Raw genomic sequence first — 24,293 nt, forward strand, 5'->3', positions numbered from 1 at the left:
CTAATCAGGAATCACTGACCGCTTATATAGGAAGCACGGCCGAAACTCCAATATTCGTGGTGCTTTTCCAATGAGGATTTCAGTGGCAATTTCAAATGGATAAAGCTGATTGCGACGATTTGGCCACAACGCATTTCGCCGCCGCCAGGGCAAAAGCCTGCGATGGACCGTTTTCCAAGCCAGAACGTATCAGGAGGCAGGCGGACGCATTAGCGGGTAGCCACCCGCCGGGCGCGATAGTCGCCGGGCGTTTCGCCCATGACGCGCCGGAAACGGCGGTTGAACGTCGACAAATCGTTGAAACCGGCCTCGAAGGCGATTGCCGAGATGGCATCGCCTGACATGCGCAGCCGCACCGCCGCGCGGTGCAGCCGGGTTCTCAGCAGAAACTGATAGGGCGTCATGCCGGCGACCTGCCGGAAGGTGCGCAGGAAATGATACGGGCTGGTCGCCGTCGCGCAGGCAAGCTCGGAAAGCGAGACCGGCCTGTTGGCATTGAGCTCGATCTGCCGCACCGCCTCGGCAACCCGTTTCTGGTCGCGGCGGCTCGGCGGTCGAACGCCAGGCACCGCATCGCTGGCCACAGGCAGTGCTGCGCCGGCAACAGCAAGTGCTGCGCCGGCAATTCGCAGGCCAAGCTCTTCAAAGGCGTCGATGTCGACCATCTCGCGCGCCGCTTCCGCCTCGGCCAGCAGCGATGCGAGCGCCGGCAAAGGCGGCAGATGCGGCACGCCGAAGGCGGGCTTGCTCGCGCCGGGCACGTCGCTGGCGATGCGGTCGAGATAGGCCGGTGCGAAGTGGAAGGACAGGCAACGGTCGCCGGCGCCATGCTCATGCCCGCATTCATAGCAGGCGCCGACATTGCCGAGCAGGATCGCGCCCGGCGCCAGCATGGCGGCGCCTTGCCTGGTGCGGTAGCGGAAGGTGCCGCTGGTGACAGCGGCAACGCAGAAGGTGTCGTGCGCCTCCTCGAATGGGCGGTCGCCGGCGCCGGCCGTGCACAGCACGTCACAGACATACCAACCCTGCCCCGATGCCAGGTTTTGTTGGCTCGTCGTCATGGCTTGAAAGATAGCAATTTTTCCCAAGCGCGACACCCTGCCGGGGCCTATCGCTTGCAGCCTCCTGACACAACGAAGGCAGCAAGTATGATCGGTGCATCCTCCTTTGCCGAAGCGCTCCACAGCGACGGCCCCAATCCCGGCCTGGCTGAAAAGCTGGATCTCTACGGCCGCTTCGTCGGCGCCTGGACATTCGATGCCACGCGCCATCTCGAGGACGGCACGGTTCTCACCGGACGCGGCGAGGTGCATTTCGGCTGGGTCCTGGAAGGCAGGGCGATCCAGGATGTATGGATCCTGCCCGCACGGGATGCCGGCCCCTCGCCCTCGCTCGGCAAATGGACTTTCTATGGCACAACGCTGCGGGCCTATGATCCCGGCTCGGATGCCTGGCACATCTTCTGGAGCGACCCGCGCAACCAATACTACAGCCGCCAGCTTGGTCGCGCCGAAGGCGACACGATTGTGCAGGTCGGCGCCGACGGCACTGGTTCCTCGGTCCGCTGGAGCTTTTCGCGCATCACCAAGGACGGCTTCCGCTGGCTCGGCGAGCGTTCGCACGACGATGGCAAGGCATGGCATCTCGAAGTCGAGTTCCTGGCGCGCCGCGTCGCCCAGGACTGATGACGCAACATATTGCAAAAAGGTGAAAAAACATGCTTGACCATGTCTCGATCGGCGTCCGCGAGACCAACGTTTCGAAGCCCTTCTACGATGCCGCGCTAAAACCGCTCGGTTATTCCTGCCTCAGCCAGTCGCCAGGCTCACTGGGTTATGGTGCGCAAACCGTGGCGCTGTGGGTGAACGACGCGGAGCGGCCAGTGTCATCGGACGAGAAGTCCGGTCTGCATTTCTGCTTTACCGCGCCGACGAGGCAGAGCGTCGACGCCTTTCACGCCGACGCCTTGCGTGCAGGCGGCAGCGACAATGGCGCGCCGGGGCTGCGCGCCGACTATGGCGAGAACTATTACGCTGCCTTCGTCGTCGATCCCGACGGCTATCGCCGGGAGGCCTATTGCAACGCTGCCGCCTAACACTGACGCCGTCTCCGGTATCGCCATGTCAGACGGTTCCCACCGGTCGGGCTTTGCTCTACCACTATGGTGGCGCAGGGGTCCGGCCCGGCGGGAGGGGTCAGCGATGCCGAGTTTCGACAGCCTGTTCAACGCCTTCGTCACCATTCTGGTGACCATCGACCCGCCAGGTCTCGCGCCGCTCTTCCTCGCGGTGACACGCGGCATGAACCGCGAGGAACGTCAGCAGGTTTCGGTGCGCGCCTCGATCATCGGCTTCCTGGTGATGGCGCTGTTTGCGGTGGCCGGGGCCTCCATCCTGTCGGTGTTCGGCATCACGCTGCCGGCTTTCCGCGTCGCCGGCGGGTTTTTGCTGTTCTTCATCGCGTTCGAAATGGTGTTCGAGCGCCGCCAGGACCGCAAGGAGAAGATCGGCGACGTCGCCATCACCAAGGACATGATCCACAATATCGCGGCCTTCCCGCTGGCGATCCCGCTGATCGCCGGCCCCGGTGCGATTTCGGCGACCGTGCTACTGTCGGGCTCGTTTCAGGGTTTTGCAGCACAAGCGGCGCTGGTCGGCATCATCTTCGTCTGCCTTGCCATCACCTATCTGGTGTTCGTGCTGTCGGAGCGCATCGACCGCATCCTCGGCCAGACCGGCCGCTCGATCCTCACCCGCCTGCTCGGCGTCATCCTGGCCGCGCTTGCGGTTCAGTTCGTCGCGGATGGCATCAAGGCGCTGATGGCGGGGTAACGGCAGCCCCTACTCCACCGCCGTATCGACGACCTTGAAATCGTGGGTGATGACAGCCGTCTTGGCCAGCATGGCCGAGGCCGAGCAGTATTTCTCGATCGACAGGTTGATGGCGCGCTGGACCTTGTCGCGCGACAGCGCGTGGCCCGTGACGATGAAATGCATGTGGATGCGGGTGAAGACTTTCGGGTCGGTTTCGGCCCGGTCGGCGTCGAGTTCGACAACACAGTCCTCGATCGCCTCGCGGCCTTTTTCGAGGATGTGGACGACATCATAGGCCGAGCAGCCGCCGGTGCCGATCAGCACCATCTCCATCGGGCTCGGACCCGGCGTCTTGCCTTCCGGCCCGGAGGCGGTTCCCAGCACAACCTTGTGGCCGCTCCCGGACTCGCCGACGAAGGTGCGCTCCTCGACCCATTTGATCCGGGCTTTCACGGCAATCTTCCTTTCAGAAAGCGTCACTGGCCGAAGACGACCGTGTGCATGATCCGCCCCGGCAGCAGCGTGAACACGCCGGCGCCGATCAGGGCGAAAACATACAGCGATATCATGACCCTGCGATGTGTGGCGACCCGATGCATATGCGCGTGCCAGACCGCCAGCGGCACGGCGATCAACACTAACATCGACAAGAGATGGATCGGGCTGAACGGACCGACGAGGCGTATCTGCTGGATCCAGAAACTGGAGATGGCGACGACCAGCATCAGCGCCGCCCAGGTATAGCCGACGACACGATGACGCGTCGTGCCTTTCGGCAGCGCCAGTTGCGTAGCGCCAATGGCAAGCGCGGCAAGGGCCGCGAAGGCGTGCCATGGAATGGGAGGGCGCGCCGATAGAAGCGGTCCGAGCGACATCGCGCCCTCTCCTCAGATATCGCTGACTATCGTCAGCTCAGAACGGGATTTCGTCGTCCAGTTCGCGCGACGAGCCGCCGCCACCGCCGCCCTTGGAACCGCCGCCACCGCTGTTGCCGCCGCGGTTGAAGCTCTCATTGGGGCCAGACTGGCCGAAATCCGAGCCACGGCTCGCGCCGCCGCCGGCATAGTTGCCGACCTGACCGCCGCCCTCGCCGCGAGAATCGAGCATCTGCAGCTCGCCGCGGAATTTCTGCAGCACGACTTCGGTCGTGTACTTGTCGGCGCCGGTCTGGTCCTGCCATTTGCGTGTCTGCAGCTGGCCTTCGACGTAAACCTTCATGCCCTTCTTCAGGTACTGCTCGGCGACCTTGGCGATCTGGTCATTGAAAATGACGACGTTGTGCCATTCGGTCTTTTCCTTGCGCTCGCCGGAATTCTTGTCGCGCCAGCTTTCCGACGTGGCGATGCGGATGTTGACGACCGGGTCACCGGAATTCAGGCGGCGGATTTCAGGGTCCGCGCCGAGGTTACCGACCAGAATGACCTTGTTGACGCTACCCGCCATGACACTTCTCCGTGCTCATCCGAAACAAATTTCAAGTCGTTCACCTTACAGGCCGCGCACAATCCTGGCTTGCCGCGGCTGGCTTTTCCCACAAGGTTTTTGTTCCCTTTTCGTTCCTATACTGTTAACCACGGATTGTCAAGGAATGGCAGCAATCGCCGACGCGGGCGCGTCGATTTAGCTGACACGCAGGGGCGAGAAGCGGTGTCGTCAGCGCCGTTTTTTAGCTGGCCGCAACGGACCGAAAAAGCCGCTCCACTCCATGCCCATGCCATGGGCGCGCTGTGCGATCACGGTTGGCGCCGACATCAGCCCGACTGCAGGTTCAGATTTCAGAGCCGGGTCATTCAGCAATTTCCCGATCGCGCGCCCGTGCCACCACACCTGAGCGACGAGCGCCGCTACCACCGCGATCAGGCCCCAGGTCCCCAATCCTTCGCCGAAGATGTAAATCCCGTATGGCGGCGATAGCGCCGTACCCAGCTTGGCCAACAAGATCACGGCCACGAAACCGATGACGGCGATCGCTCCTATACCGAGTACGAGGCGGCGATAGAGCCTCAGAGCCTCGTTGAGGTTCTCGGCGGACGAAAGATCGACGTTGGAATTCATAAATACTACTCCTGCCTCGCGATGATGGCCCATCTTGTTCCCCACGGCTTAGAGGCCCGGCAGGATCCAATCAATACGCGGCATTCAAAACACCCCTTGCCAAATCGATAAGTATCGACTTATGCTTTTGCCATGATCGAAGCAGAGATTTTTCGCGCCCTGGCCGACCCGACGCGACGCGCCGTCTACGAGCGGCTGACTTCCGGCGAGATGAGCGTGTCGGAGTTGCGCACCGGCATGAGCGTGTCGCAGCCGGCGGTGTCGCAGCACCTTGCCGTGCTGCGCGGCGCAGGCCTGGTCAGCGAAAGACGCGCCGGCCGCAACGCCTACTATCGCGCCGATCCGCAAGGGCTCGAGCCGCTGCTCGGCTGGATCGAACGCTACCGCGCATTCTGGCCGGAGCGCATCGAAAGACTGAAGGCCGTTTTGAAGGACATGGACCAATGACCGACGAAAAGCAGACGCAGACCGCCAAAGATGCCCTCGCCTTCGAATGCGATCTGCCGGACGCACCGGAAAAAGTGTGGCGGGCACTGACCGTGCCGGACCTCTTGGCGGAATGGATGATGCCGAACGACATCAATCCGGAAACCGGCAGCCGCTTTGCCTTTGCCGGGCCTGAGAAGCCGATCGAGTGCGAAGTGCTCGATGCCGAACCGGGGCGCCTGCTGCGCTATTCCTGGCGCGAGCGTTCCGGCGACGCCGACCGCGAGGAGCTGGGGAGCATCGTCACCTTCACACTCGCCCGCACCGTTTCCGGCGGCACGCATCTGCGCATCGTCCATGACGGGTTTGTCCTGACGCCTGCGGTCGCGATGGCCGGCGCCGGCTGCCGGCTCTGGCTGCGCGCATACAAGCCCAAGCGGCCTGTCGCCGCCAACGCGCCACGCCTGTTGCTGCGCGCCGCCTGAACCGGAAAAATCAAAACGGAGACAATGAGATGAGCGGCTTTGCCAATCTGGTGCCGATGGTGATCGAGCAATCGAGCCGCGGCGAACGCGCCTTCGACATTTTCTCGCGGCTGCTGCGCGAGCGCATCATCTTCGTCAATGGCGAGATCAATGACGGCATGTCGGCGCTGGTCTGCGCCCAGCTCCTGTCGCTGGAATCGGACAATCCCGACAAGGAGATCTCGCTCTACATCAACTCGCCGGGCGGCGTGGTGACCAGCGGTTTCGCCATCTACGACACGATGCAATATGTCAGCTGCCCGGTGTCGACCGTGTGCATGGGCTTTGCCGCGTCGATGGCCTCCTTCCTGCTGATGGCGGGAACGCCGGGGCGGCGCATCGCGCTGCCCAATGCCAGCATCGTGCTGCATCAGCCTTTGGGTGGCTTCCAGGGCCAGGCCTCCGACATCCAGCGTCACGCCGAAGGCATTTTGCGCACCAAGCGGCACATGGCCGACCTCTACGCTCACCATTGCGGCCGCACCCACGAAGAGGTCGAACGCACGCTCGACCGCGATTTCTTCATGACCGCGAAGGAGGCCAAGGACTGGGGCCTCGTCGACCACGTCTTCGACACCCGCAAGCAGGCAGCGGCCTGATCGGCGGATTGAATGCAGGCCGGTGTTCCCTCAATTTCAACGCCGCTGGTCTGGCCTCGCCTTGAGCGCGGCACTATAGTCTTGCCATGCGCTACCACCTGAACAGACTGACCATAGCCATTGCCATCACGGCGGCGACATCGAGCATGGCCTTTGCCGGGGGCAGCACCAGCACGTCGCGGAAAGGCGCTCTGCCCGGCGTGACCGGCGACTACCGCATCGCCAAGCCCGCGCCGCAGCCGGAGCCGGACGACGCGCTGTCTGCCGGCGAGAACGGCACGTTCAAGATCGGCGACACCGATGTCAGGATTTCCGGCAGCATCACTGTCGATGTCGGCACGGGTGGGATCAAGCCGCCGCGCCGGTAGCCCCTTTTCCCAGTTACTATACGGGAGAGAAAGCCTGCGCCGACGACTTCCTCACAAAAGAACAGCCCCGCCGTTGCTTCCGCTAACGGTCGGGGCTTTTTTTGGATTCCAAATCCAAACTGCCGGTAGTGTTATACCGACTTTGATTTCGGATGCTTCGCGGCGTTCAGCCGACGATCCGACTAGCCGTCTCTGATTTTTGTGGGATTCGGCAGGTCACGGTTTGTCGGGTGGTTTGTTGGATTGTCGCGATGCGTCCATTTGGACACATACACTTCAATGCCTCGAAACTACCTGGCACTTATGCCCGCCGCGGCTCCACTAGCAGGTGGAGCCTCAAGGGACTATCCGGTGGCGTCATGCTCCGCTCCTATGTCCGTTGCGACAGGTGTCAATCCGAAGCACAAATCGCAAAAACCTGCGGCGTCTCGCAGGCCGCTATGGGCGGCGAGGCCATCAAAGACGGCCGGCTCCGTTGACTCCGGCAGAGTGCGCCCCTGATTCGACGGCGTCAACCTTGAATAGCCGGTTACGGAAAATGTGATCGTCGGGAGCTTACGTTAGGGTCAGTTTCTGAAACACCCTTGTCAGTTTCTGCACAGCTTTGTCAGGAGCGTGTTCGGTCTTTGTTCTTTCCGCTTGCCCGTTCGCGCGAAAGACGGTTAAACGGCTTTGGTCGAGAAGTGTGGCGTCTCTCGACGTGGCGGCAAAAATACCTACATAGGGAATGGCCGGGAAAACCCGCCGATCCCACTGACACCAGACCTGAGGCGGCGACCGGCGATGGCCGACCATAAATACCTTTCCATTCGCGGGGCACGCGAACACAACCTAAAGAATGTCGATCTCGACCTGCCGCGTGACAGCCTGATCGTCATGACCGGCCTGTCGGGCTCCGGCAAATCGTCGCTTGCTTTCGACACCATCTATGCCGAGGGCCAGCGCCGTTACGTCGAGAGCCTGTCGGCTTATGCGCGCCAGTTCCTCGAAATGATGCAGAAGCCGGATGTCGACCAGATCGACGGCCTGTCGCCGGCCATCTCGATCGAGCAGAAGACCACGTCGAAGAACCCGCGTTCGACGGTCGGCACCGTCACCGAGATCTACGACTACATGCGCTTGCTGTTCGCGCGCGTCGGCATCCCCTATTCGCCGGCGACCGGCCTGCCGATCGAGAGCCAGACGGTTTCACAGATGGTCGACCGGGTGCTGGCGGTCGAGGAAGGCACGCGCCTTTTCCTGCTGGCGCCGATCGTGCGCGGCCGCAAGGGTGAGTATCGCAAGGAACTGCTGGAGCTGCAGAAGAAGGGCTTTCAGCGCGTCAAGGTCGACGGCGTCTTCTATGAGATCGCCGATGTGCCGGCGTTGGACAAGAAGTACAAGCACGACATCGATGTCGTCGTCGACCGCATCGTCGTGCGCGGCGACCTGGCGACACGGCTTGCCGATTCCATCGAAACGGCGCTCAAGCTGGCGGAAGGGCTGGCGGTGGCCGAGTTCGCCGACCGGCCGCTCGACGCCAGCCAGACCGGCGAGGACTCGGTCAACAAATCGAAGAACGAGACGCATGAGCGCATCCTGTTCTCGGAAAAATTCGCCTGCCCGGTTTCCGGCTTCACCATTCCGGAGATCGAGCCCAGGCTGTTCTCGTTCAACAACCCGTTCGGCGCCTGCCCGACCTGCGACGGCCTCGGCAACCAGCGCGCCATCGACGCCAGCCTGATCGTGCCGGACGAAAACGTCTCGCTGCGCGACGGCGCCGTCAGCCCGTGGGCGAAGTCGACCTCACCCTATTACGCCCAGACGCTGGAAGCGCTGGGCAAAGCCTATGGCTTCAAGCTCGGCGACAAGTTCAAAGACCTGACCGAAGAGGCCAAGGAGGCCGTCCTGCGCGGCACCGGCGAGCGCGAGGTCACCTTCCAGTATGATGACGGCCTGCGCTCCTACAAGACGACCAAGACGTTCGAGGGCGTCATTCCCAATCTCGAACGGCGCTGGAAGGAAACCGAATCCGCCTGGATGCGCGAGGAGATCGAGCGCTTCATGTCGGCGACGCCCTGCCCGGTCTGCAAGGGTTACCGGCTGAAGCCGGAAGCGCTGGCGGTCAAAATCGCCGGAAAACACATTGGCGAGGTCACCGAGCAGTCGATCCGCAACGCCGACAAATGGTTCACCGAACTGCCGCCACATCTCAACGACCAGCAGAACGAGATCGCGGTGCGCGTTCTCAAGGAGATCCGCGACCGGCTGCGCTTCCTCAACGATGTCGGCCTCGACTATCTGACGCTGTCGCGCAATTCCGGCACGCTGTCGGGCGGCGAGAGCCAGCGCATAAGGCTGGCGTCGCAGATCGGCTCCGGCCTCACCGGCGTGCTCTATGTGCTGGACGAGCCGTCGATCGGCCTGCACCAGCGCGACAATGCCCGCCTGCTCGACACGCTCAAGCATCTGCGCGACATCGGCAACACGGTGATCGTCGTCGAGCATGACGAAGACGCCATCCTGCATGCCGATTATGTCGTCGACATGGGTCCGGCCGCCGGCATTCATGGCGGCGAGATCATCGCCCAGGGGACGCCGCAGCAGGTGATGGCCAATCCCAACTCGATCACCGGTAAATATCTGTCGGGCGCGCTCGAAGTCGCCACGCCCGGTGTCAGGCGCGAGGCCAAGAAGAACCGCCGGCTGAAGATCGTCGGCGCGCGCGGCAACAATCTCAAGAACGTCACTGCCGAAATCCCGCTCGGCACCTTCACCGCCGTCACCGGCGTGTCTGGCGGCGGCAAATCGACCTTCCTGATCGAGACTTTGTTCAAGGCGGCGTCGCGCCGCATCATGGGCTCGCGCGAGCATCCGGCCGATCACGACCGCATCGAGGGCCTCGAATTCCTCGACAAGGTCATCGACATCGACCAGTCGCCGATCGGCCGCACACCGCGTTCGAACCCGGCCACCTACACCGGCGCCTTCACACCGATCCGCGACTGGTTCGCCGGGTTGCCCGAGGCCAAGGCCCGCGGCTATCAGCCGGGCCGCTTCTCCTTCAACGTCAAGGGCGGCCGCTGCGAGGCCTGCCAGGGCGACGGCGTCATCAAGATCGAGATGCACTTCCTGCCCGACGTCTACGTCACGTGCGACGTCTGCCACGGCAAGCGCTACAACCGCGAGACGCTCGACGTCGTGTTCAAGGGCAAGTCGATCGCCGACGTCCTGGACATGACGGTCGAGGAAGGCGTCGATTTCTTTGCCGCCGTGCCCGGGGTGCGCGACAAGCTCGACACGCTGAAGCAGGTCGGCCTCGGCTACATCCATATCGGCCAGCAGGCGACGACGCTGTCGGGTGGTGAGGCGCAGCGGATAAAACTCGCCAAGGAATTGTCGCGCAAGGCGACCGGCAAGACGCTCTACATCCTCGACGAGCCGACCACCGGGCTGCACTTCCACGACGTCGCCAAGTTGCTGGAAGTGCTGCACGAACTGGTCGACCAGGGCAACACGGTGGTGGTGATCGAGCACAATCTCGAAGTCATCAAGACCGCCGACTGGGTGCTCGACCTCGGCCCCGAAGGCGGCGATGGCGGCGGCGAGCTGGTTGCCCAAGGCACACCGGAAGCGATCGTGCGCGAAAAGCGCAGCTACACCGGCCAGTTCCTGAAGGAGCTTTTGGAGCGGCGGCCCGGAGGCAAGCGCGAAGCGGCGGAGTAACTGACAGACCGGTCGGGCGCCTGGAGAGCTTTGAATGACAGTCCGACAGGCGCTTGCCGGTGATCTCGACGCAGTCGTCTCGCTGACGCAGACCGCCTATGAGCACTACACGCCCCTGTTAGGCGCGCCGCCGCTCCCAGTCACCGAGGACTATGCGCCACGCATCGAGCGTGGCGAGGTCTGGCTCTTGGAGAGCGGCGCGGAACTCGCCGGGCTGATCGTTATTGAGCGCCATCCCGATCATGCGATGATCTTCAGCGTCGCGGTCTCCCCCGCTTTCCAGGGCAGGAAACTCGGCACCGCGCTGCTCGACTTCGCCCAGGAACAGGCGCGGCTATGGGGTGTGCCGGAGGTGCGGCTCTACACCAATTCGCGCATGGAGCGGAACATCGAGATCTATACGGCCTATGGCTTCCACGAAACGGGCCGCCGAGCCAATCCCCACCGTCCCGGATGGACCGTGGTCGACATGATCAAACCGGTTGGAAAAATAGCCTGACCGCATTTTTAGAACTGGGAGGAAGACGATGATCAGCCAAGGAACAATCCGCGCCGGGATGGGTGGCTGGACTTTCGAACCCTGGGATACCTCCTTCTATCCGGACAAACTGTCGAAGGCCAAGCAGCTGCACTATGCCAGCCGCCAGGTGCCGAGCATCGAGGTCAACGGCACCTACTATTCCAGCTTCAAGGAGCCGACCTTCGTCAAATGGGCTGGCGAGGCGCCGGACGGTTTCGTCTATTCGGTGAAGGGCAATCGCTTCGTCACCAACCGGCGCGTGCTTGGCGAAGCCGGCGAGTCCATGACGCGCTTCCTCGGCTCCGGCATTGCCGCGCTGGGCGACAAGCTGGGCCCGATCCTGTGGCAGTTCGCGCCGACGAAAAAGTTCGACGCCGACGATTTCGAGGCCTTCCTGAAGCTGCTGCCGGAAAAGCAGGATGGCGTCGCGCTGCGCCATGCGCTGGAAGTGCGCAACGACAGTTTCAGCGTGCCGGAATTTGTGAGCCTGGCGCGCAAATACAAGGCGGCGATCGTCTATGCCGACCATGCCAAATATCCTGGTATCGCCGACATCACCGGCGATTTTATCTATGCGCGGCTGCAGACCGGCAGCGACGACAATCCGGATTGCTATACGCCGAAGGGCCTGGACGAATGGGCAGCGCGGGTGAAGACCTGGGCGCAAGGCAAGCAGCCGGCAGATCTGCGGCGCGCCGATCCGACTTTCGACGCGCCGGTGAAACCGCGCGACGTGTTCGTCTACTTCATCACCGAGGGCAAGGTGCGCGCGCCGTTCGGCGCCATGGCGCTGATGAAGCGGGTGAGCTGATCGGTTAAAGCGCGTCGCGCTGAAACGGATTCATACGACGCGATTTAAGTCTTTGTCTTGATGCATGCCGTTGTCCCAGAACCGCGGCACACTTCTGGGCGACATGCATTAGGAGCAATTCCAGGAAAAGTGTGGAACGGTTTTCCCGGGAAAGCGGTCAGCGCTTTCCCTTGAAAAGGGTTTCAACCCAGAATTGCTACGATGAACCGAAGCGTGATAGCTTATGCGCATCGTAACCTTATCGATACCTCCATCCTGCATAAATCCGGTGCGGGTCCTTTCTAGAGGCCGGCCGCCGCGCGCAAGGACGAGGGCATGTCGCTCGACTACAGTTCCCTTCTGTTGGCTGTCGGGTTTTCCGCCGCTTGCCTCGGCCTGACGCTGTTCGGCATTTGGCTTACCGCGCGCTCGGAAAAATTCCTGCTGACCTGGGCGGTCAGCGTGCTTCTGATCGTCGCCGACGTCTTCGCCTACCAGGCCTATATCGACGCGCCCGGACGCCTGCTCGGCCTCGCCAGCTTCACGTTCCTGCTGCTCGGCTTCGCGACCATGCTGGGCGCGGCCCATCAGTTCACGACCGGCCGCTCGCCATTGCCGCGCATCGCTGTCGGCGCCGGCGTCTCGCTGGCAGTCGCCTTGCCGCCGATGGCGCTTGGCTATGACGGGCTGGGCTTCATGCTGGAGAATGCCTTCGCCGCGCTGCTTTTGTTTGCGACGGCCTATGAATACTGGAAGGGTCGTACGGAATTCCCGGCCCCGATCCTCGGCATTGCAGGGCTCTACACCGCCACCGCAATTTCCTTCGTGCTGTGCTCCGGTGCACTTGTCTGGGATGGCAGGCTGGTGCTTGGCCATGCGCCGAGCAACTGGGCCGAGGATTTCAGCCTCATCGTCGTCATCGCCTGCATGACCGGCATCGGCGCGCTCTCGCTGGCGCTCAACCAGGGACGCTTGGCGCAGCATCATCGCCGCGAAGCGCTGACCGATCCGCTGACCGGACTGCTCAACCGGCGCGCTTTGTTCGACCTGCACGGCAAAACACCGGTCCGGTCCTTCACCGCCGTGATCGTGTTCGATCTCGACGGCTTCAAGGCCATAAATGACGAGTTCGGCCATGCCACCGGCGACGAGGTGCTGAAACTATTCGCCAAGGATTTGACCGCCAATCTCCAGCCAGGCGATGTCGCCGCGCGCATGGGCGGAGAGGAATTTGCATTGGTGCTCGATCGCACCTTGCCTGAAAAGGTGGAATTCATAGCCGAGCGCATCCGGGCCAGTTTTGCCATGCGCCGGATCGATACCGAGACCCGCCTGCTCTCCTGCACGGTCAGCGCCGGCTACGCCTTCGGCAGCGAGGGCGGCACCAAATTCGACAAGGTGCTCAGCGCCGCCGACAAGGCGCTTTACGGCGCCAAGCGCGGCGGCCGCAATCGTGTGCTCGCCTTCCGGCGCGCCGGGTAGGCTGGGCTGATATTCAGCCGGCCTGAACCTCACCACACGTAAAACAACACCCCAAAGCGCGTCGCATGAGGCCGTTCAGGCGCGACGCGCTTTTAGGCCGCTATGACGATCTCGTTGTAAGTGTCGAGGTCGACGTAGAAAACCTTGGTGATTTCGCCGATCAGCTCATCCTGCTGGTAGCCTTGCGAGCGCAGAATGTTGATGGCGGTGATGATGTCGACACGCTCTGTCAGCCGTCGTTTCTGGTGGTCCTCGACGAACCGTTCCATAGCCCTATTCTCCTGGCAAGATTATCTGAACGCATTGACCGACAATCAGAACTGCGAGGGAAGCTAGGGTGGCTTGCTTGCGTGGAACTTGCAGGCTGAGCCAGCATATTCCCTCGATCTGCTACAGAACCAGACTGATACGGAAGCGGCCGACTCACCGAGGCCTAGGAAAGACTAGCATGTAGTATTCGGCGTGCCAGAGTGTGGCGGCCTCGGACGAAAGTCCGACGCAACGGGTGCGGACCTTCGCGACTTCATCATCCTTGGGCGTAGCGACGCGAAGCGGAGCGAAGACCCAGGGATCCATGCCGGGACGAAGAAGCGTCATTAACGGTGCAGAATGTGGAATGGCCAATGTGCCGCAGAAGCGATCTTGTTCTGCATCGCGGCACTCTTTGGCTGATGTCGCGGCATGGATTCTAGGGTCTGCGCGCGTCGCTCCGCTCCTTGGCTCCGCCCTAGAATGACGAAGTGATTGTGGGCATTTCAGCCAATCTTCGACGTGTACGATCCGTGCAGCCGTCGACCTGCGTTAAACCGTCAGAAACTTCCTGACGTCCGCCCGGTCGAGATCTTCGGCCGGGCCGGTGTGGACGATCTGGCCGCGGTCCATGATGTTGACCTCGTCGGCGAGCTCGCGGCAGAAATCGAGATATTGCTCGACCAGAAGCACCGCAATGCCGGCCTGATCGCGCAAATAGTGGATGGCGCGGCCGATGTCCTTGATGATCGAGGGCTGGATGCCTTCGGTCGGCTCGTCGAGCACCAGCAGTTTCGGCCGCATGACGAGCGCCCGGCCGATGGCGAGCTGCTGCTGCTGGCCGCCTGAGAGATCGCCGCCGCGCCGCCCCAGCATCTGCTTCAGCACCGGAAACAGTTCGAAGACATGCGCCGGCACGTTGCGGTCGGCGCGCTTCAACGGCGCAAAGCCGGACTCCAGGTTTTCGCGCACCGTCAGCAGCGGAAAGATCTCCCTGCCCTGCGGTACGAATGCGATGCCCGACCGGGCGCGATCATACGCCGCGCTCCGGTCGAGCGCCTTCCCCTCGAAGGCAACGCTTCCGCTCGTCAGCCGGTGGTGGCCGACGATCGATCTCATCAAACTGGTCTTGCCGACGCCGTTGCGGCCGAGCACGCAGGTGATCTTGCCGGCACCCACCGTCAGCGACACACCGCGCAGCGCCTGAGCAGCGCCGTAATGGAGCGTGGCGTTGGAAACTTCGAGCATGTCAGCGACTTCTCCAGAAGCGGAGGAACGAAAAGTCGAAGCGATGGAATTGCACCCGCCAGACCATGCTCATCTCCCGAGATAAACTTCGACGACCCGCTCGTCGGCCGAGACGAAATCGAGCGAGCCTTCCGACAGCACCGAGCCCTCATGCAGGCAGGTGACCTTGACGCCGAGTTCGCGCACGAAATGCATGTCGTGCTCGACGACGATGACCGAATGCTCGCGCGCTATGTCCTTGAGCAGCCGCGCGGTTTCCTCGGTCTCGGCATCGGTCATCCCTGCGACCGGCTCGTCAACCAAAAGCAGCTTCGGGTCCTGCGCCAGCAGCATGCCGATCTCCAGCCACTGTTTCTGGCCATGGCTGAGATTGGCTGCCAGATCGTGGCGCTTGTCGCCCAGCCGGATGATGCCGAGGATGTCGTCGATCTGTCTGGCTTCGGCGGCCGAGCGGCGATGGAACAGCGCCGGAAAGATCGAGCGCGGGCCCTTCAGCGCCAGCATCAGATTGTCTTCGACGCTGTGGCTTTCGAAGACGGTCGGCTTCTGGAATTTGCGGCCGATGCCCATCATGGCGATCTCCGCCTCGTCGTGCCGGGTCAGATCGACCTGGCCGTCGAAGAACACTTCGCCCTCGTCGGGCCGGGTCTTGCCGGTGACGATGTCCATCATCGTCGTCTTGCCGGCGCCGTTGGGACCGATGATGGCGCGCATCTCGCCCTTGTCGAGCACCAGCGACAGATTGTTGATGGCGCGGAAACCGTCGAAGGAGACCGAGACGCCGTCGAGATAGAGGATGGTGTTGGACTTCGACATCGCTCTATTCCGCCGGCTGCGGTTCAGGCCCGGACGCGGACCAGGCACCGGGCGTTGTTGCTGCGCTGCGCACGATCTTCAATGGCGGCGCGGCATCAGGGTCTGTGCCCGCTTCCTCTGCAATCGCTGCAGCCCGCATCGCCCGAGCGTTACCGCGCCAGGAATCCCACATGCCGACGATGCCCTTGGGCAGGAACAGGGTTACGGCGACGAACAGGCCGCCGAGCGCAAACAGCCAGAACTCCGGCAGCAGGCCGGTGAACCAGGATTTGCCGGCGTTGACCAGCAGCGCGCCGACGATCGGGCCGACAATGGTGCCGCGCCCACCGACGGCTGCCCAGATCACGACTTCGATGGAATTGGACGGCTCGAATTCGCCGGGATTGATGATACCGACCTGCGGCACATAGAGCGCGCCGGCGATGCCGGCCATGACAGCCGAGACGGTGAAGGCAAACAGCTTCACGTTCTCCGCCCGCCAGCCGAGGAAGCGGGTGCGGCTCTCGGCGTCGCGCACCGCCATCAGCAGCTTGCCGTATTTGGAGCCGACGATCGCCCAGGTGATGAAGACGGCGAGCGCGAGTATGATGGCGCTGGCGGCAAACAGGGCCGAGCGGGTGGCGTCGGCCTGCACGTTGAAGCCCAGAATATCCTTGAAATCGGTCAAGCCGTTGTTGCCGCCGAAACCCATGTCGTTGCGGAAGAAGGCGAGCAGCAGCGCGTAGGTCATCGCCTGGGTGATGATGGAGAGATAGACGCCGGTGACGCGGCTGCGGAAGGCGAACCAGCCGAAGACGAAGGCGAGCAGGCCGGGCACCGCCAGCACCATGATGGCGGCGAACCAGAAGTGGTCGAAACCGGTCCAGAACCAGGGCAATTCCTTGTAGTTCAGGAACACCATGAAATCGGGCAGGATCGGATTGCCGTAAACGCCGCGCGAGCCGATCTGGCGCATGAGGTACATGCCCATCGCATAGCCGCCGAGGGCGAAGAAGGCGCCATGGCCGAGCGAGAGGATGCCGCAATAGCCCCAGACGAGATCGAGCGCCAAGGCAAGCAATGCATAGCAGAGGTACTTGCCCGTCAACGCGACGATGTAGGACGGAATATAGAACGCGCTTTGCGGCGACACTGCGAGGTTGAGCAGCGGCACGATAATGGCGGCCGTCAGCAGGATGAAAATAGTGATGGCGATGCGACGGTCGGCACCCGCGGCGAAGAAGCGTCCCGTGATCATGTTTCCACCGCCCTGCCCTTGAGCGCGAACAGGCCGCGCGGGCGCTTCTGGATGAACAGGATGATCAGCACCAGCACGACGATCTTGCCGAGCACGGCGCCAGCATAGGGTTCGAGAACCTTGTTGACGATGCCGAGCGAGAAGGCGCCGACCAGCGTGCCCCAGAGATTGCCGACGCCGCCGAAGACCACGACCATGAAGCTGTCGATGATGTAGCCGCGGCCGAGATTGGGCGAGACATTGTCGATCTGGCTGAGCGCGACGCCGGCAATGCCGGCAATGCCGGAGCCGAGCGCAAAGGTCAGCGCATCGACCCAAGGCGTCCTGATGCCCATCGAGGCGGCCATGCGGCGGTTGGCGGTGACGGCGCGCATCTGCAGGCCCCAGGGCGTGCGCTTCATAACAAAGAGCAGCACGCCGAAGACGGTGAGCGCGAAGACCAGGATCCAGAGGCGGTTCCAGGTGACGGCGAGTTGGCCGACATCGAACGATCCCGACATCCAGGAGGGGTTGCCGACCTCCTGGTTGGTCGGTCCGAAGATCGAGCGCACCGCCTGCTGCATGACAAGCGAGACGCCCCAGGTTGCGAGCAGCGTTTCCAGCGGCCGGCCGTAGAGGAAACGGATGACGCCGCGCTCGATGATCAGGCCGACGGAAGCGGCAACCAGGAAGGCGAGCGGCAGCGCGATCACCAGCGACCAGTCGAACAGGCCGGGGAATGAGGTTCGGATCACCTGCTGGACGACGAAGGTGGTGTAGGCGCCGAGCATCACCATCTCGCCATGCGCCATGTTGATGACGCCCATGACGCCGAAGGTGATGGCGAGGCCGATGGCGGCCAGCAGCAGCACCGAGCCAAGCGAGATGCCGTACCATATGTCCTGGCCGGCATCCCACAGCGCCAGGCTCGAATTGATGCTGGCGATTGCCGCCGTCGCGGCATCCTTGACCGCGCCTTGCGCATTGGCCTCGACCGCGGTGAGCAGCGAGACCGCGTCGCGGTCGCCGCGCGCGCCGATCAGGGCAATGGCGGCAAGCTTGTCGGCCTCCGGCTTATCGGAGACCAGCACCGATGCCGCGCGCGCCTGTTCGAACAATGCCTTGACCTTGGCGTCGGTCTCGGCGGCGATGGCTGCATCGAGCGGCTCGATATTGGCGGCATCGGGGGTCTTGAACATGGTGTCGGCGGCGGCGATGCGGACAGAAGGATCTTTCGCGCGCAACGTCAGCGTTCCCAGCGCATCTCGGATGACACGGCGCAGCGTGTTGTTGACCTTGATCTTGGTGATGTCGGCCTTGGCGGCGTCGCCGGCTTTCTCGCCGCTCAGCGGGTCGAGCAGCGTGACGCTGTCGGCGGCCTCACTGCCGACGAAGACGGCTGAATCGGCTTTACGAATGTAGAGATTGCCTTCGGCGAGGGCTGCAAGCGACCGTTCAACCAGCGGATCGCCGGTGGCGGCAAGTTCGCGCACAACAGCCTCAGTGGTGGCAAAGCCCGTGCCCGTGGCGAATTTGGCGACGATGGCGCGCAGATCGGCTTCGGCTGCGTTCGACGGCAATAGGCTTGCCACCAGGAACACCAGCATGGGGCCGAGAGTGCGCAACAGGATCATCCGTTCAGATACTCTTCTGTGGGGAAATTCCGCGTCCGGGCGGGCTGAAGCGCCCGGACGCTTGGCGGTACCGATCGTGGACGCGTCCACGATCGGTCAGTCCCGGGAGGGATCAGTTCGTGCCCTTGCCGCCGCATTTGCCGGTGGCAACGTTGAAGTTGCCGCAGGACAGAGGCGCGCGCCAATCCGAAATCAGGTCCTTGGAATCGGGCAGATAGTCGGACCATTCGTCGCCCATCACGAGGCCGGGCGTCTGCGACACGGTCTCGAACTGGCCGTCGGCCTGGATCTCGCCGATCAGCACCGGCTTGGTGATGTGATGGTTCGGCATCATGGTCGAATAGCCGCCGGTGAGGTTCGGCACGGACACGCCGACCATGGCGTCGATGACCTTGTCGGGCTCGGTGGTGCCAGCCTTTTCGACCGCCTTCACCCACATGTTGAAGCCGATATAGTGAGCTTCCATCGGGTCGTTGGTGGTGCGCTTGTCATTCTTGATGAACTTGTGCCAGTCGGCGATGAACTTCTTGTTTTCGGGTGTGTCGACGCTCTCGAAATAGTTCCAGGCAGCGAGATGGCCGACCAGCGGCGCGGTATCGAGACCGGCCAGTTCTTCCTCACCGACCGAAAAGGCCATGACCGGGATGTCCTCGGCCTTGATGCCCTGGTTGCCGAGTTCCTTGTAGAACGGAACGTTGGCGTCGCCATTGACGGTCGAGACGACGGCGGTCTTCTTGCCGGCCGAGCCGAATTTCTTGATTGCGGAGACTTCGGTCTGCCAGTCGGAGAAGCCGAACGGCGTGTAGTTGACCATGATGTCTTCGGCGGCGACGCCCTTGGCCTTCAGATAGGCCTCGAGGATTTTGTTGGTGGTGCGGGGATAGACGTAGTCGGTGCCTTCCAACACCCAGCGCTTCACCGAGCCACCGTCTTCGCTCATGAGATAATCGACAGCGGGAATCGCCTGCTGGTTCGGGGCGGCGCCGGTGTAGAACACGTTGCGCTCGCTTTCCTCGCCCTCATACTGGACGGGGTAGAACAGGATGTTGTCGAGTTCCGAGAACACCGGCAACACCGATTTGCGCGACACCGAGGTCCAGCAGCCGAACACGGCGGCGACCTTGTCCTTCGAGATCAGCTCGCGCGCCTTTTCGGCAAAGAGCGGCCAGTTGGAGGCCGGATCGACAACGACCGCCTCGAGCTTCTTGCCGAGCAGACCGCCCTTGGCATTCTGCTCTTCGATGAGCATCAGCATGGCGTCTTTCAGCGTCGTCTCCGAAATCGCCATGGTCCCCGACAGCGAATGCAGAATGCCGACCTTGATCGTGTCTTCGGCGGCCTTGGCCGGAGACGACATCGACAGGCCGGCGGCGATCACGCCCGCCGAAAACATTTTTGTTATTGTGGAGAAATTACCCCTCATACCGAAGACTCCCAAGCTGTTTGATTGCACCGCGACAATGCAAAGCAACTGCCGTGCCAAACGCGAAGGCGCCGCTCATAAAGATGTAATAGCCGAGCGTTATCAGCCGGTTGGTATATTAGCCTGGAGAGACAACAAAGGCAGCCGGTAGAAATTGATTGAGGCAAATTTGCGCAGCGCACACGACTTTTGCCTAATTTTCGCCCAATTGAGACAAATGCCTAGTTTTTGATCTCCGGCCGTGGTTTCCGGGCGAACAATGTTGCGGCACCGCGCAAAAATAGGGCAAGCTCGCCCTTCAAAAGAGAGACGTCATGACATCTCGCATCTCACGCATTTCCGGCATCCTGCTGCTGATGGCAACGAGCGGCGCCGCGCGCGCCGATTTCAGCGAGGGCAAGCTTCCGGACGGCACCTATCATTGCGAGGTCTACCTGCTCGGCGCCTTCCTCAACCTCGGCGACATCACCATCAAGGGCAATGTCTATACCGGCCCGGTGACATTCGGCACCGGGACGCAAGGCTACAACTATCAGATGAATGCCAATGGCGAGATAACCTGGCTCGGGCCGCTGGGCGGCTATACCACCGGTGGCAACTCCGTCTCCATGACACAGGCAACACTGGACGGCAAGACCGCCCCGTCATTCGACATCATTCTGAAGCAGCCCGACGGCGCCTTCACCGCCTCGACCTGCACCAAGGGCTGAGCGATGCGTAGTGCCGCGCCCAGTTGCGGCAAAACCTTCCTCTTATGTCATGTGAATGTTGCCTAAGCAGACTAGGGCAACGGTGCGCCGTAACATCCACCCTGAGAGGCAGACACCATGGCCAATACACCGTCTTCATCCTCCCCCGTCATCCGCGAAATCATTGCCGAGCGCGTCTCGCGCCGGTCTCTTTTGAAAGGCAGCCTCGCCTCCGGCGCGCTGATTGCCGGCGGCAGCTTTGTCGGCTCCTTGTTTGCCGGCGAAACGCATGCCGCCGCAGCGCAGTCGACGCTCGGCTTTCCCGAGCTGAAGCGGGTCTACGACAAGACCCATGCCGCCGCCGAAGGCTATGAGACGACCATCGTCGCGCGCTGGGGCGATCCGCTTGCAGCTGGCCTCGCCGAATTCGACGGCAACAAGGTCGCGGCGGAGGAACAGGAAAAGCGCTTCGGCTACAATTGCGACTACATCGCCTTCATGCCGCTGCCGAAGGGCACGGTGAATTCTGATCATGGCCTGCTCTGCGTCAACAACGAATACATCTCGCCCAATGTGATGTTTCCGGGGATGACCGAGGGCGATGCCGGCAAGACGATGACCAAGGAACAGGTCGATCTCGGCATGGCCGCGATGGGCCATTCGATCGTCGAGGTGCAATTGAAGGACGGCAAGTGGGAAACCGTAGCCGACAGTCCGCTGAACCGCCGCATCACCGCCAACACCGAAATGACCGTTTCCGGACCGGTTGCCGGCCATGCGCTGATGAAAACTTCGGCCGACCCGACTGGCACGAAAGTGCTCGGCACCAGCTATAATTGCAGCGGCGGTTTCACCCCCTGGGGTACGGTGCTGACCTGCGAGGAAGGCGTGTCCGACATTTTCGGCGGCGACCCGAAAAAGGCGCCGACTGCCGACCTGCTCGACCGTTACGGCTTCGACGGCTCCGACATCTATGGCCGCGGCCGCTTCCATGACCGCTTCAACCTCGACAAGGAACCGAACGAGGCCAACCGCTTCGACTGGGTGGTCGAGATCGACCCTTACGATCCTCAGTCCAGGCCGGTGAAGCGCACGGCACTTGGCCGCATGTCGCATGAGGCCTCGACCGTGGTCCTCAACAAGGACGGCCGCGTTGTCGTCTATATGGGTGACGACGACTATTTCGAATATATGTACCGCTTCGTCTCGGCCAAGGCCTATGACAAGGCCAACCCGGCCTCCGGCGCCGATCTGCTCGACGATGGCGTGCTGTCGGTCGCCCGCTTCGATGCCGATGGCTCGATGACGTGGCTGCCGTTGGTGCACGGCCAGGGCAAGCTTACCGTCGAGAACGGTTTTGCCGACCAGGCCGAGGTGCTGTTGAAGACGCGGTTTGCGGCAGATGCGCTCGGCGCCACGCCGATGGACCGGCCCGAGGACATCGAGACCAATCCGGTGACCGGCCGCGTCTATGCGGTGATGACCAAGAACAAGAAGCGCGACCAGTCAAAGGTCAATCCGGCCAACACGCGGCCGGAAAATCTCTGGGGCCATATTGTCGAACTGATCCCGCCCGGCGGCCGCGGCGCGGATGCCGACCACACGGCCGAAAACTATGCCTGGGACCTGTTCGTGCTCTGCGGCAACCCGAAAGATGCCAAGGTCGGCGCCACTTTTCATCCGGACACGTCGGACAATGGCTGGTTCGTCTGCCCCGACAACATCACCTTCGACCCGGCGGGGCGGCTGTGGGTGGCGACGGACGGCGCCAATGATTTCGACCTGCCGGACGGCGTCTATGGCGTCGACACCGAAGGTGCGGCGCGCGGCCTGCCGAAGCTGCTGTTCACCTGCCCGCATGGCGCCGAAGCGACCGGCCCATGCTTCACGCCGGACGGCACGACTTTGTTCCTGTCGGTGCAGCACCCTGCGGAAGATGCAGAGACGCTCGACAAGGCGCAGACGCTGTGGCCCGACTTCAGGGATGGCCAGCTGCCGCGACCGTCCGTCGTCGCCATCCGCCGCAAGGACGGACAGCCGGTCGGCGCATAGTGAGTCCTAGGAAAAAAGGGCGGAACGCGCCATGCGCGTTCCGCGTAGCGATCCCGGAGGACGGCTCAGATCGTCTTGGCCGACATTTGCGAAGCGATGTATTCGGCCTGGCGGATAGCCAGCGACACGATCGTCAGCGTCGGATTTTCAGCCGCACCGGTGGTGAACTGGCTGCCGTCCGACACGAACAGGTTTTTGATGTCGTGCGCTTGGCCGTGCTTGTTGACGACGCCGTCTTCCGCCTTTTCGCTCATCCGGTTTGTGCCGAGATTGTGGGTTGAGGGATAGGGCGGCGTCGGGAAGGAGCGCGTCGCGCCGACCGCATGGTAAAGCGCTGTGGCCTGCTTGTAGGCATGGTTGCGCATCGCCGTGTCGTTGGGATGATCATCGAAATGCACGTCGGCGATCGGCATACCGTGCGCGTCCTTCTCGTCCTTGTGCAGCGTGACGCGGTTTTCCGCGCGCGGCATGTCCTCGCCGACGATCCACAGGCCAGCCATGTGATCATAGTGGTCGAGCGCGGTGGTGAAGGAACGGCCCCAGCCGCCGGGATTGAGGAAGGCGGCCATGAAGGGCAAGCCGAGCGACAGCGTCTCGAATTCATAGCCGCCGACAAAGCCGCGTGAGGGATCGTGCCGCGCCTCGTCGCGGATAATGCCGGCCATGGTGGTGCCGCGATACATATGCACCGGTTGGTCGAAGATGGCGTAGACCGAACCGGTGGTGTGGCGCATGTAGTTCTTGCCGACCTGCCCCGACGAATTGGCAAGCCCTTGCGGAAACTTCGCTGACTCGGAGTTCAGCAGCAGGCGCGGGCTTTCGATCGAGTTGCCGGCGACGGCGACGATGCGGGCCTTCTGCTCCTGCAGATTGCCGTCCTTGTCGGCATAGACGACGCCGGTCACTTTTCCGCTAGCGTCATGGTTGATCTTGATCGCCATGGCGTTTGGCCGGACCTCGAGATGGCCGGTCGCCTCACCTTTGGGAATCTCGGTGTAGAGCGTCGACCATTTGGCGCCCCATTTGCAACCCTGGAAGCAGAAGCCGGTCTGTTGGCAGGAGTTGCGGTCGTCGCGCTCGACCGAATTGATTGCCATGTTGCCGGTATGACATTCCTTATAGCCGAGCTTGTCGGCGCCGGCCTTGAGCACCTTGAAGTTGTTGTTGCCGGGCAGCCGCGGCCAGCCATTGGTGCCGGTGACGCCCATCTTGGCTTCCGCCTTGGCGTAGTACGGCTCCATCTCGGCCAATGTGACCGGCCAGTCCAGCAGGTTGGCGCCTTCCAGCTTGCCGTAGGTCGAGAGCGTCCTGAACTCATGCTTCTGGAAGCGCAACGAGGCGCCGGCCCAGTGCGTGGTCGAGCCGCCGACCGATTTGACGATCCAGGCCGGCAAATTGGGGAAATCCTTCGACACCCGCCAGTCGCCTGAGGTTGTGCGCTTGTCCGTCCAGGCGAGCTGGCTGAAGGAACCCCACTCGTCGTTGATGAAATCCTCGTATTCGTGGCGCGCGCCGGCCTCGAGGATGACGACATCGACGCCTTTCTGGGCGAGTTCGTTGCCGAGCGTGCCGCCGCCGGCGCCGGAGCCGACGATCACGACCACGCCGTCGTTGTTGAGATCAAATGAAGCTGCCATGGTTTCCTCCCATGAATTCCTGTTTGCGGGGTTTCAGAACGACGGAA

25 protein-coding genes are annotated in these 24,293 nt (G+C 62.5%); 13 read left to right on the forward strand and 12 right to left on the reverse strand.

The window, feature by feature from the left end; genetic code table 11:
- Window positions 1–209 precede the first annotated feature (209 nt).
- The gene (locus tag NL532_RS19285) at window positions 210–1,061 is read right to left on the reverse strand and encodes a helix-turn-helix transcriptional regulator (protein ID WP_023829665.1); all 852 of its coding nucleotides are present in this window, start codon (window positions 1,059–1,061) and stop codon (window positions 210–212) included.
- Between the two features lie 87 nt (window positions 1,062–1,148).
- Between NL532_RS19285 and NL532_RS19290 the strand changes: the two genes are divergently transcribed.
- The 3 genes from NL532_RS19290 (at window position 1,149) to NL532_RS19300 (ending at window position 2,831) form a co-directional block, all read left to right on the forward strand.
- A complete protein-coding gene (locus tag NL532_RS19290; RefSeq protein ID WP_023829666.1) occupies window positions 1,149–1,685 on the forward strand; it encodes a hypothetical protein in 537 nt (178 codons plus the stop codon).
- 32 nt (window positions 1,686–1,717) lie between these two features.
- Window positions 1,718–2,095 carry a VOC family protein gene (locus tag NL532_RS19295; RefSeq protein ID WP_023829667.1) on the forward strand — a complete coding sequence of 126 codons (378 nt, stop codon included), beginning with the start codon at window positions 1,718–1,720 and terminating at the stop codon, window positions 2,093–2,095.
- Window positions 2,096–2,201: 106 nt separating this feature from the next.
- Window positions 2,202–2,831 (forward strand): MarC family protein, encoded by a 630-nt coding sequence (locus tag NL532_RS19300; protein ID WP_023670949.1) that lies wholly within the window; start codon window positions 2,202–2,204, stop codon window positions 2,829–2,831.
- Between the two features lie 9 nt (window positions 2,832–2,840).
- On the opposite strand, the gene NL532_RS19305 is transcribed toward NL532_RS19300, so the two are convergent.
- The 4 genes from NL532_RS19305 to NL532_RS19320 form a co-directional block, all read right to left on the reverse strand.
- Window positions 2,841–3,266, reverse strand: coding sequence for an OsmC family protein (locus tag NL532_RS19305; RefSeq protein ID WP_023829668.1), 426 nt, complete (start codon window positions 3,264–3,266; stop codon window positions 2,841–2,843).
- A gap of 23 nt (window positions 3,267–3,289) precedes the next feature.
- The gene (locus NL532_RS19310) at window positions 3,290–3,688 is read right to left on the reverse strand and encodes a DUF2306 domain-containing protein (RefSeq protein WP_023684634.1); all 399 of its coding nucleotides are present in this window, start codon (window positions 3,686–3,688) and stop codon (window positions 3,290–3,292) included.
- A 37-nt stretch (window positions 3,689–3,725) separates the two neighbouring features.
- A complete protein-coding gene (gene ssb / locus NL532_RS19315; RefSeq protein ID WP_023715842.1) occupies window positions 3,726–4,256 on the reverse strand; it encodes a single-stranded DNA-binding protein in 531 nt (176 codons plus the stop codon).
- A gap of 210 nt (window positions 4,257–4,466) precedes the next feature.
- On the reverse strand, window positions 4,467–4,868 hold the full coding sequence (locus NL532_RS19320; RefSeq protein ID WP_023730163.1) for a hypothetical protein: 402 nt from the start codon (window positions 4,866–4,868) through the stop codon (window positions 4,467–4,469).
- 132 nt (window positions 4,869–5,000) lie between these two features.
- Here NL532_RS19320 and NL532_RS19325 point away from each other — a divergent pair, with 132 nt between their 5' ends.
- From NL532_RS19325 to NL532_RS19360, 8 genes are all read left to right on the forward strand, one after another.
- On the forward strand, window positions 5,001–5,315 hold the full coding sequence (locus tag NL532_RS19325; RefSeq protein WP_023670944.1) for an ArsR/SmtB family transcription factor: 315 nt from the start codon (window positions 5,001–5,003) through the stop codon (window positions 5,313–5,315).
- A complete protein-coding gene (locus NL532_RS19330) occupies window positions 5,312–5,779 on the forward strand; it encodes an SRPBCC family protein (RefSeq protein ID WP_023819863.1) in 468 nt (155 codons plus the stop codon). The genes NL532_RS19325 and NL532_RS19330 overlap by 4 nt, the downstream gene beginning before the upstream one ends.
- 29 nt (window positions 5,780–5,808) lie before the next feature.
- Window positions 5,809–6,417 carry an ATP-dependent Clp protease proteolytic subunit gene (locus tag NL532_RS19335; protein WP_023684630.1) on the forward strand — a complete coding sequence of 203 codons (609 nt, stop codon included), beginning with the start codon at window positions 5,809–5,811 and terminating at the stop codon, window positions 6,415–6,417.
- A 146-nt stretch (window positions 6,418–6,563) separates the two neighbouring features.
- Window positions 6,564–6,785: a hypothetical protein gene (locus NL532_RS19340; protein WP_155923853.1), complete on the forward strand. Its 222-nt coding sequence runs from the start codon at window positions 6,564–6,566 to the stop codon at window positions 6,783–6,785.
- A 783-nt stretch (window positions 6,786–7,568) separates the two neighbouring features.
- Window positions 7,569–10,490, forward strand: a complete 2,922-nt coding sequence (gene uvrA / locus NL532_RS19345) for an excinuclease ABC subunit UvrA (RefSeq protein WP_023706186.1) — start codon at window positions 7,569–7,571, stop codon at window positions 10,488–10,490.
- 34 nt (window positions 10,491–10,524) lie between these two features.
- On the forward strand, window positions 10,525–10,989 hold the full coding sequence (locus tag NL532_RS19350; RefSeq protein WP_023706185.1) for a GNAT family N-acetyltransferase: 465 nt from the start codon (window positions 10,525–10,527) through the stop codon (window positions 10,987–10,989).
- Between the two features lie 28 nt (window positions 10,990–11,017).
- Complete coding sequence (locus tag NL532_RS19355) at window positions 11,018–11,821, forward strand: DUF72 domain-containing protein (RefSeq protein WP_023706184.1); 804 nt, start codon at window positions 11,018–11,020, stop codon at window positions 11,819–11,821.
- 315 nt (window positions 11,822–12,136) lie between these two features.
- Window positions 12,137–13,282: a GGDEF domain-containing protein gene (locus tag NL532_RS19360; RefSeq protein WP_023670937.1), complete on the forward strand. Its 1,146-nt coding sequence runs from the start codon at window positions 12,137–12,139 to the stop codon at window positions 13,280–13,282.
- 92 nt (window positions 13,283–13,374) lie between these two features.
- On the opposite strand, the gene NL532_RS19365 is transcribed toward NL532_RS19360, so the two are convergent.
- From NL532_RS19365 to urtA, 6 genes are all read right to left on the reverse strand, one after another.
- Complete coding sequence (locus tag NL532_RS19365) at window positions 13,375–13,551, reverse strand: hypothetical protein (protein WP_023670936.1); 177 nt, start codon at window positions 13,549–13,551, stop codon at window positions 13,375–13,377.
- A gap of 532 nt (window positions 13,552–14,083) precedes the next feature.
- Window positions 14,084–14,779 carry an urea ABC transporter ATP-binding subunit UrtE gene (urtE, locus tag NL532_RS19370; protein ID WP_023815806.1) on the reverse strand — a complete coding sequence of 232 codons (696 nt, stop codon included), beginning with the start codon at window positions 14,777–14,779 and terminating at the stop codon, window positions 14,084–14,086.
- Window positions 14,780–14,848: 69 nt separating this feature from the next.
- Window positions 14,849–15,595 carry an urea ABC transporter ATP-binding protein UrtD gene (gene urtD, locus NL532_RS19375; RefSeq protein WP_023670934.1) on the reverse strand — a complete coding sequence of 249 codons (747 nt, stop codon included), beginning with the start codon at window positions 15,593–15,595 and terminating at the stop codon, window positions 14,849–14,851.
- Window positions 15,596–15,599: 4 nt separating this feature from the next.
- Entirely contained in the window at window positions 15,600–16,832 is a 1,233-nt protein-coding gene (gene urtC, locus NL532_RS19380; RefSeq protein WP_023688641.1) for an urea ABC transporter permease subunit UrtC, read from the reverse strand.
- Entirely contained in the window at window positions 16,829–18,445 is a 1,617-nt protein-coding gene (gene urtB / locus NL532_RS19385; protein ID WP_023829670.1) for an urea ABC transporter permease subunit UrtB, read from the reverse strand. The genes urtC and urtB overlap by 4 nt, the downstream gene beginning before the upstream one ends.
- A 112-nt stretch (window positions 18,446–18,557) precedes the next feature.
- Window positions 18,558–19,868: an urea ABC transporter substrate-binding protein gene (urtA, locus tag NL532_RS19390; protein WP_023829671.1), complete on the reverse strand. Its 1,311-nt coding sequence runs from the start codon at window positions 19,866–19,868 to the stop codon at window positions 18,558–18,560.
- 314 nt (window positions 19,869–20,182) lie between these two features.
- On the opposite strand from urtA, the gene NL532_RS19395 reads away from it, so the two are divergent.
- Together NL532_RS19395 and NL532_RS19400 are read left to right on the forward strand one after the other, a co-directional pair.
- Window positions 20,183–20,578 carry a hypothetical protein gene (locus tag NL532_RS19395; protein ID WP_023829672.1) on the forward strand — a complete coding sequence of 132 codons (396 nt, stop codon included), beginning with the start codon at window positions 20,183–20,185 and terminating at the stop codon, window positions 20,576–20,578.
- 117 nt (window positions 20,579–20,695) lie between these two features.
- A complete protein-coding gene (locus NL532_RS19400) occupies window positions 20,696–22,609 on the forward strand; it encodes a PhoX family protein (protein WP_023829673.1) in 1,914 nt (637 codons plus the stop codon).
- 65 nt (window positions 22,610–22,674) lie between these two features.
- On the opposite strand, the gene NL532_RS19405 is transcribed toward NL532_RS19400, so the two are convergent.
- Window positions 22,675–24,246 carry a GMC family oxidoreductase gene (locus tag NL532_RS19405; protein ID WP_023829674.1) on the reverse strand — a complete coding sequence of 524 codons (1,572 nt, stop codon included), beginning with the start codon at window positions 24,244–24,246 and terminating at the stop codon, window positions 22,675–22,677.
- Window positions 24,247–24,293: the final 47 nt, after the last annotated feature.

Origin of the sequence: Mesorhizobium sp. C120A (assembly GCF_030323105.1) — a bacterium.
Classification (GTDB): domain Bacteria; phylum Pseudomonadota; class Alphaproteobacteria; order Rhizobiales; family Rhizobiaceae; genus Mesorhizobium.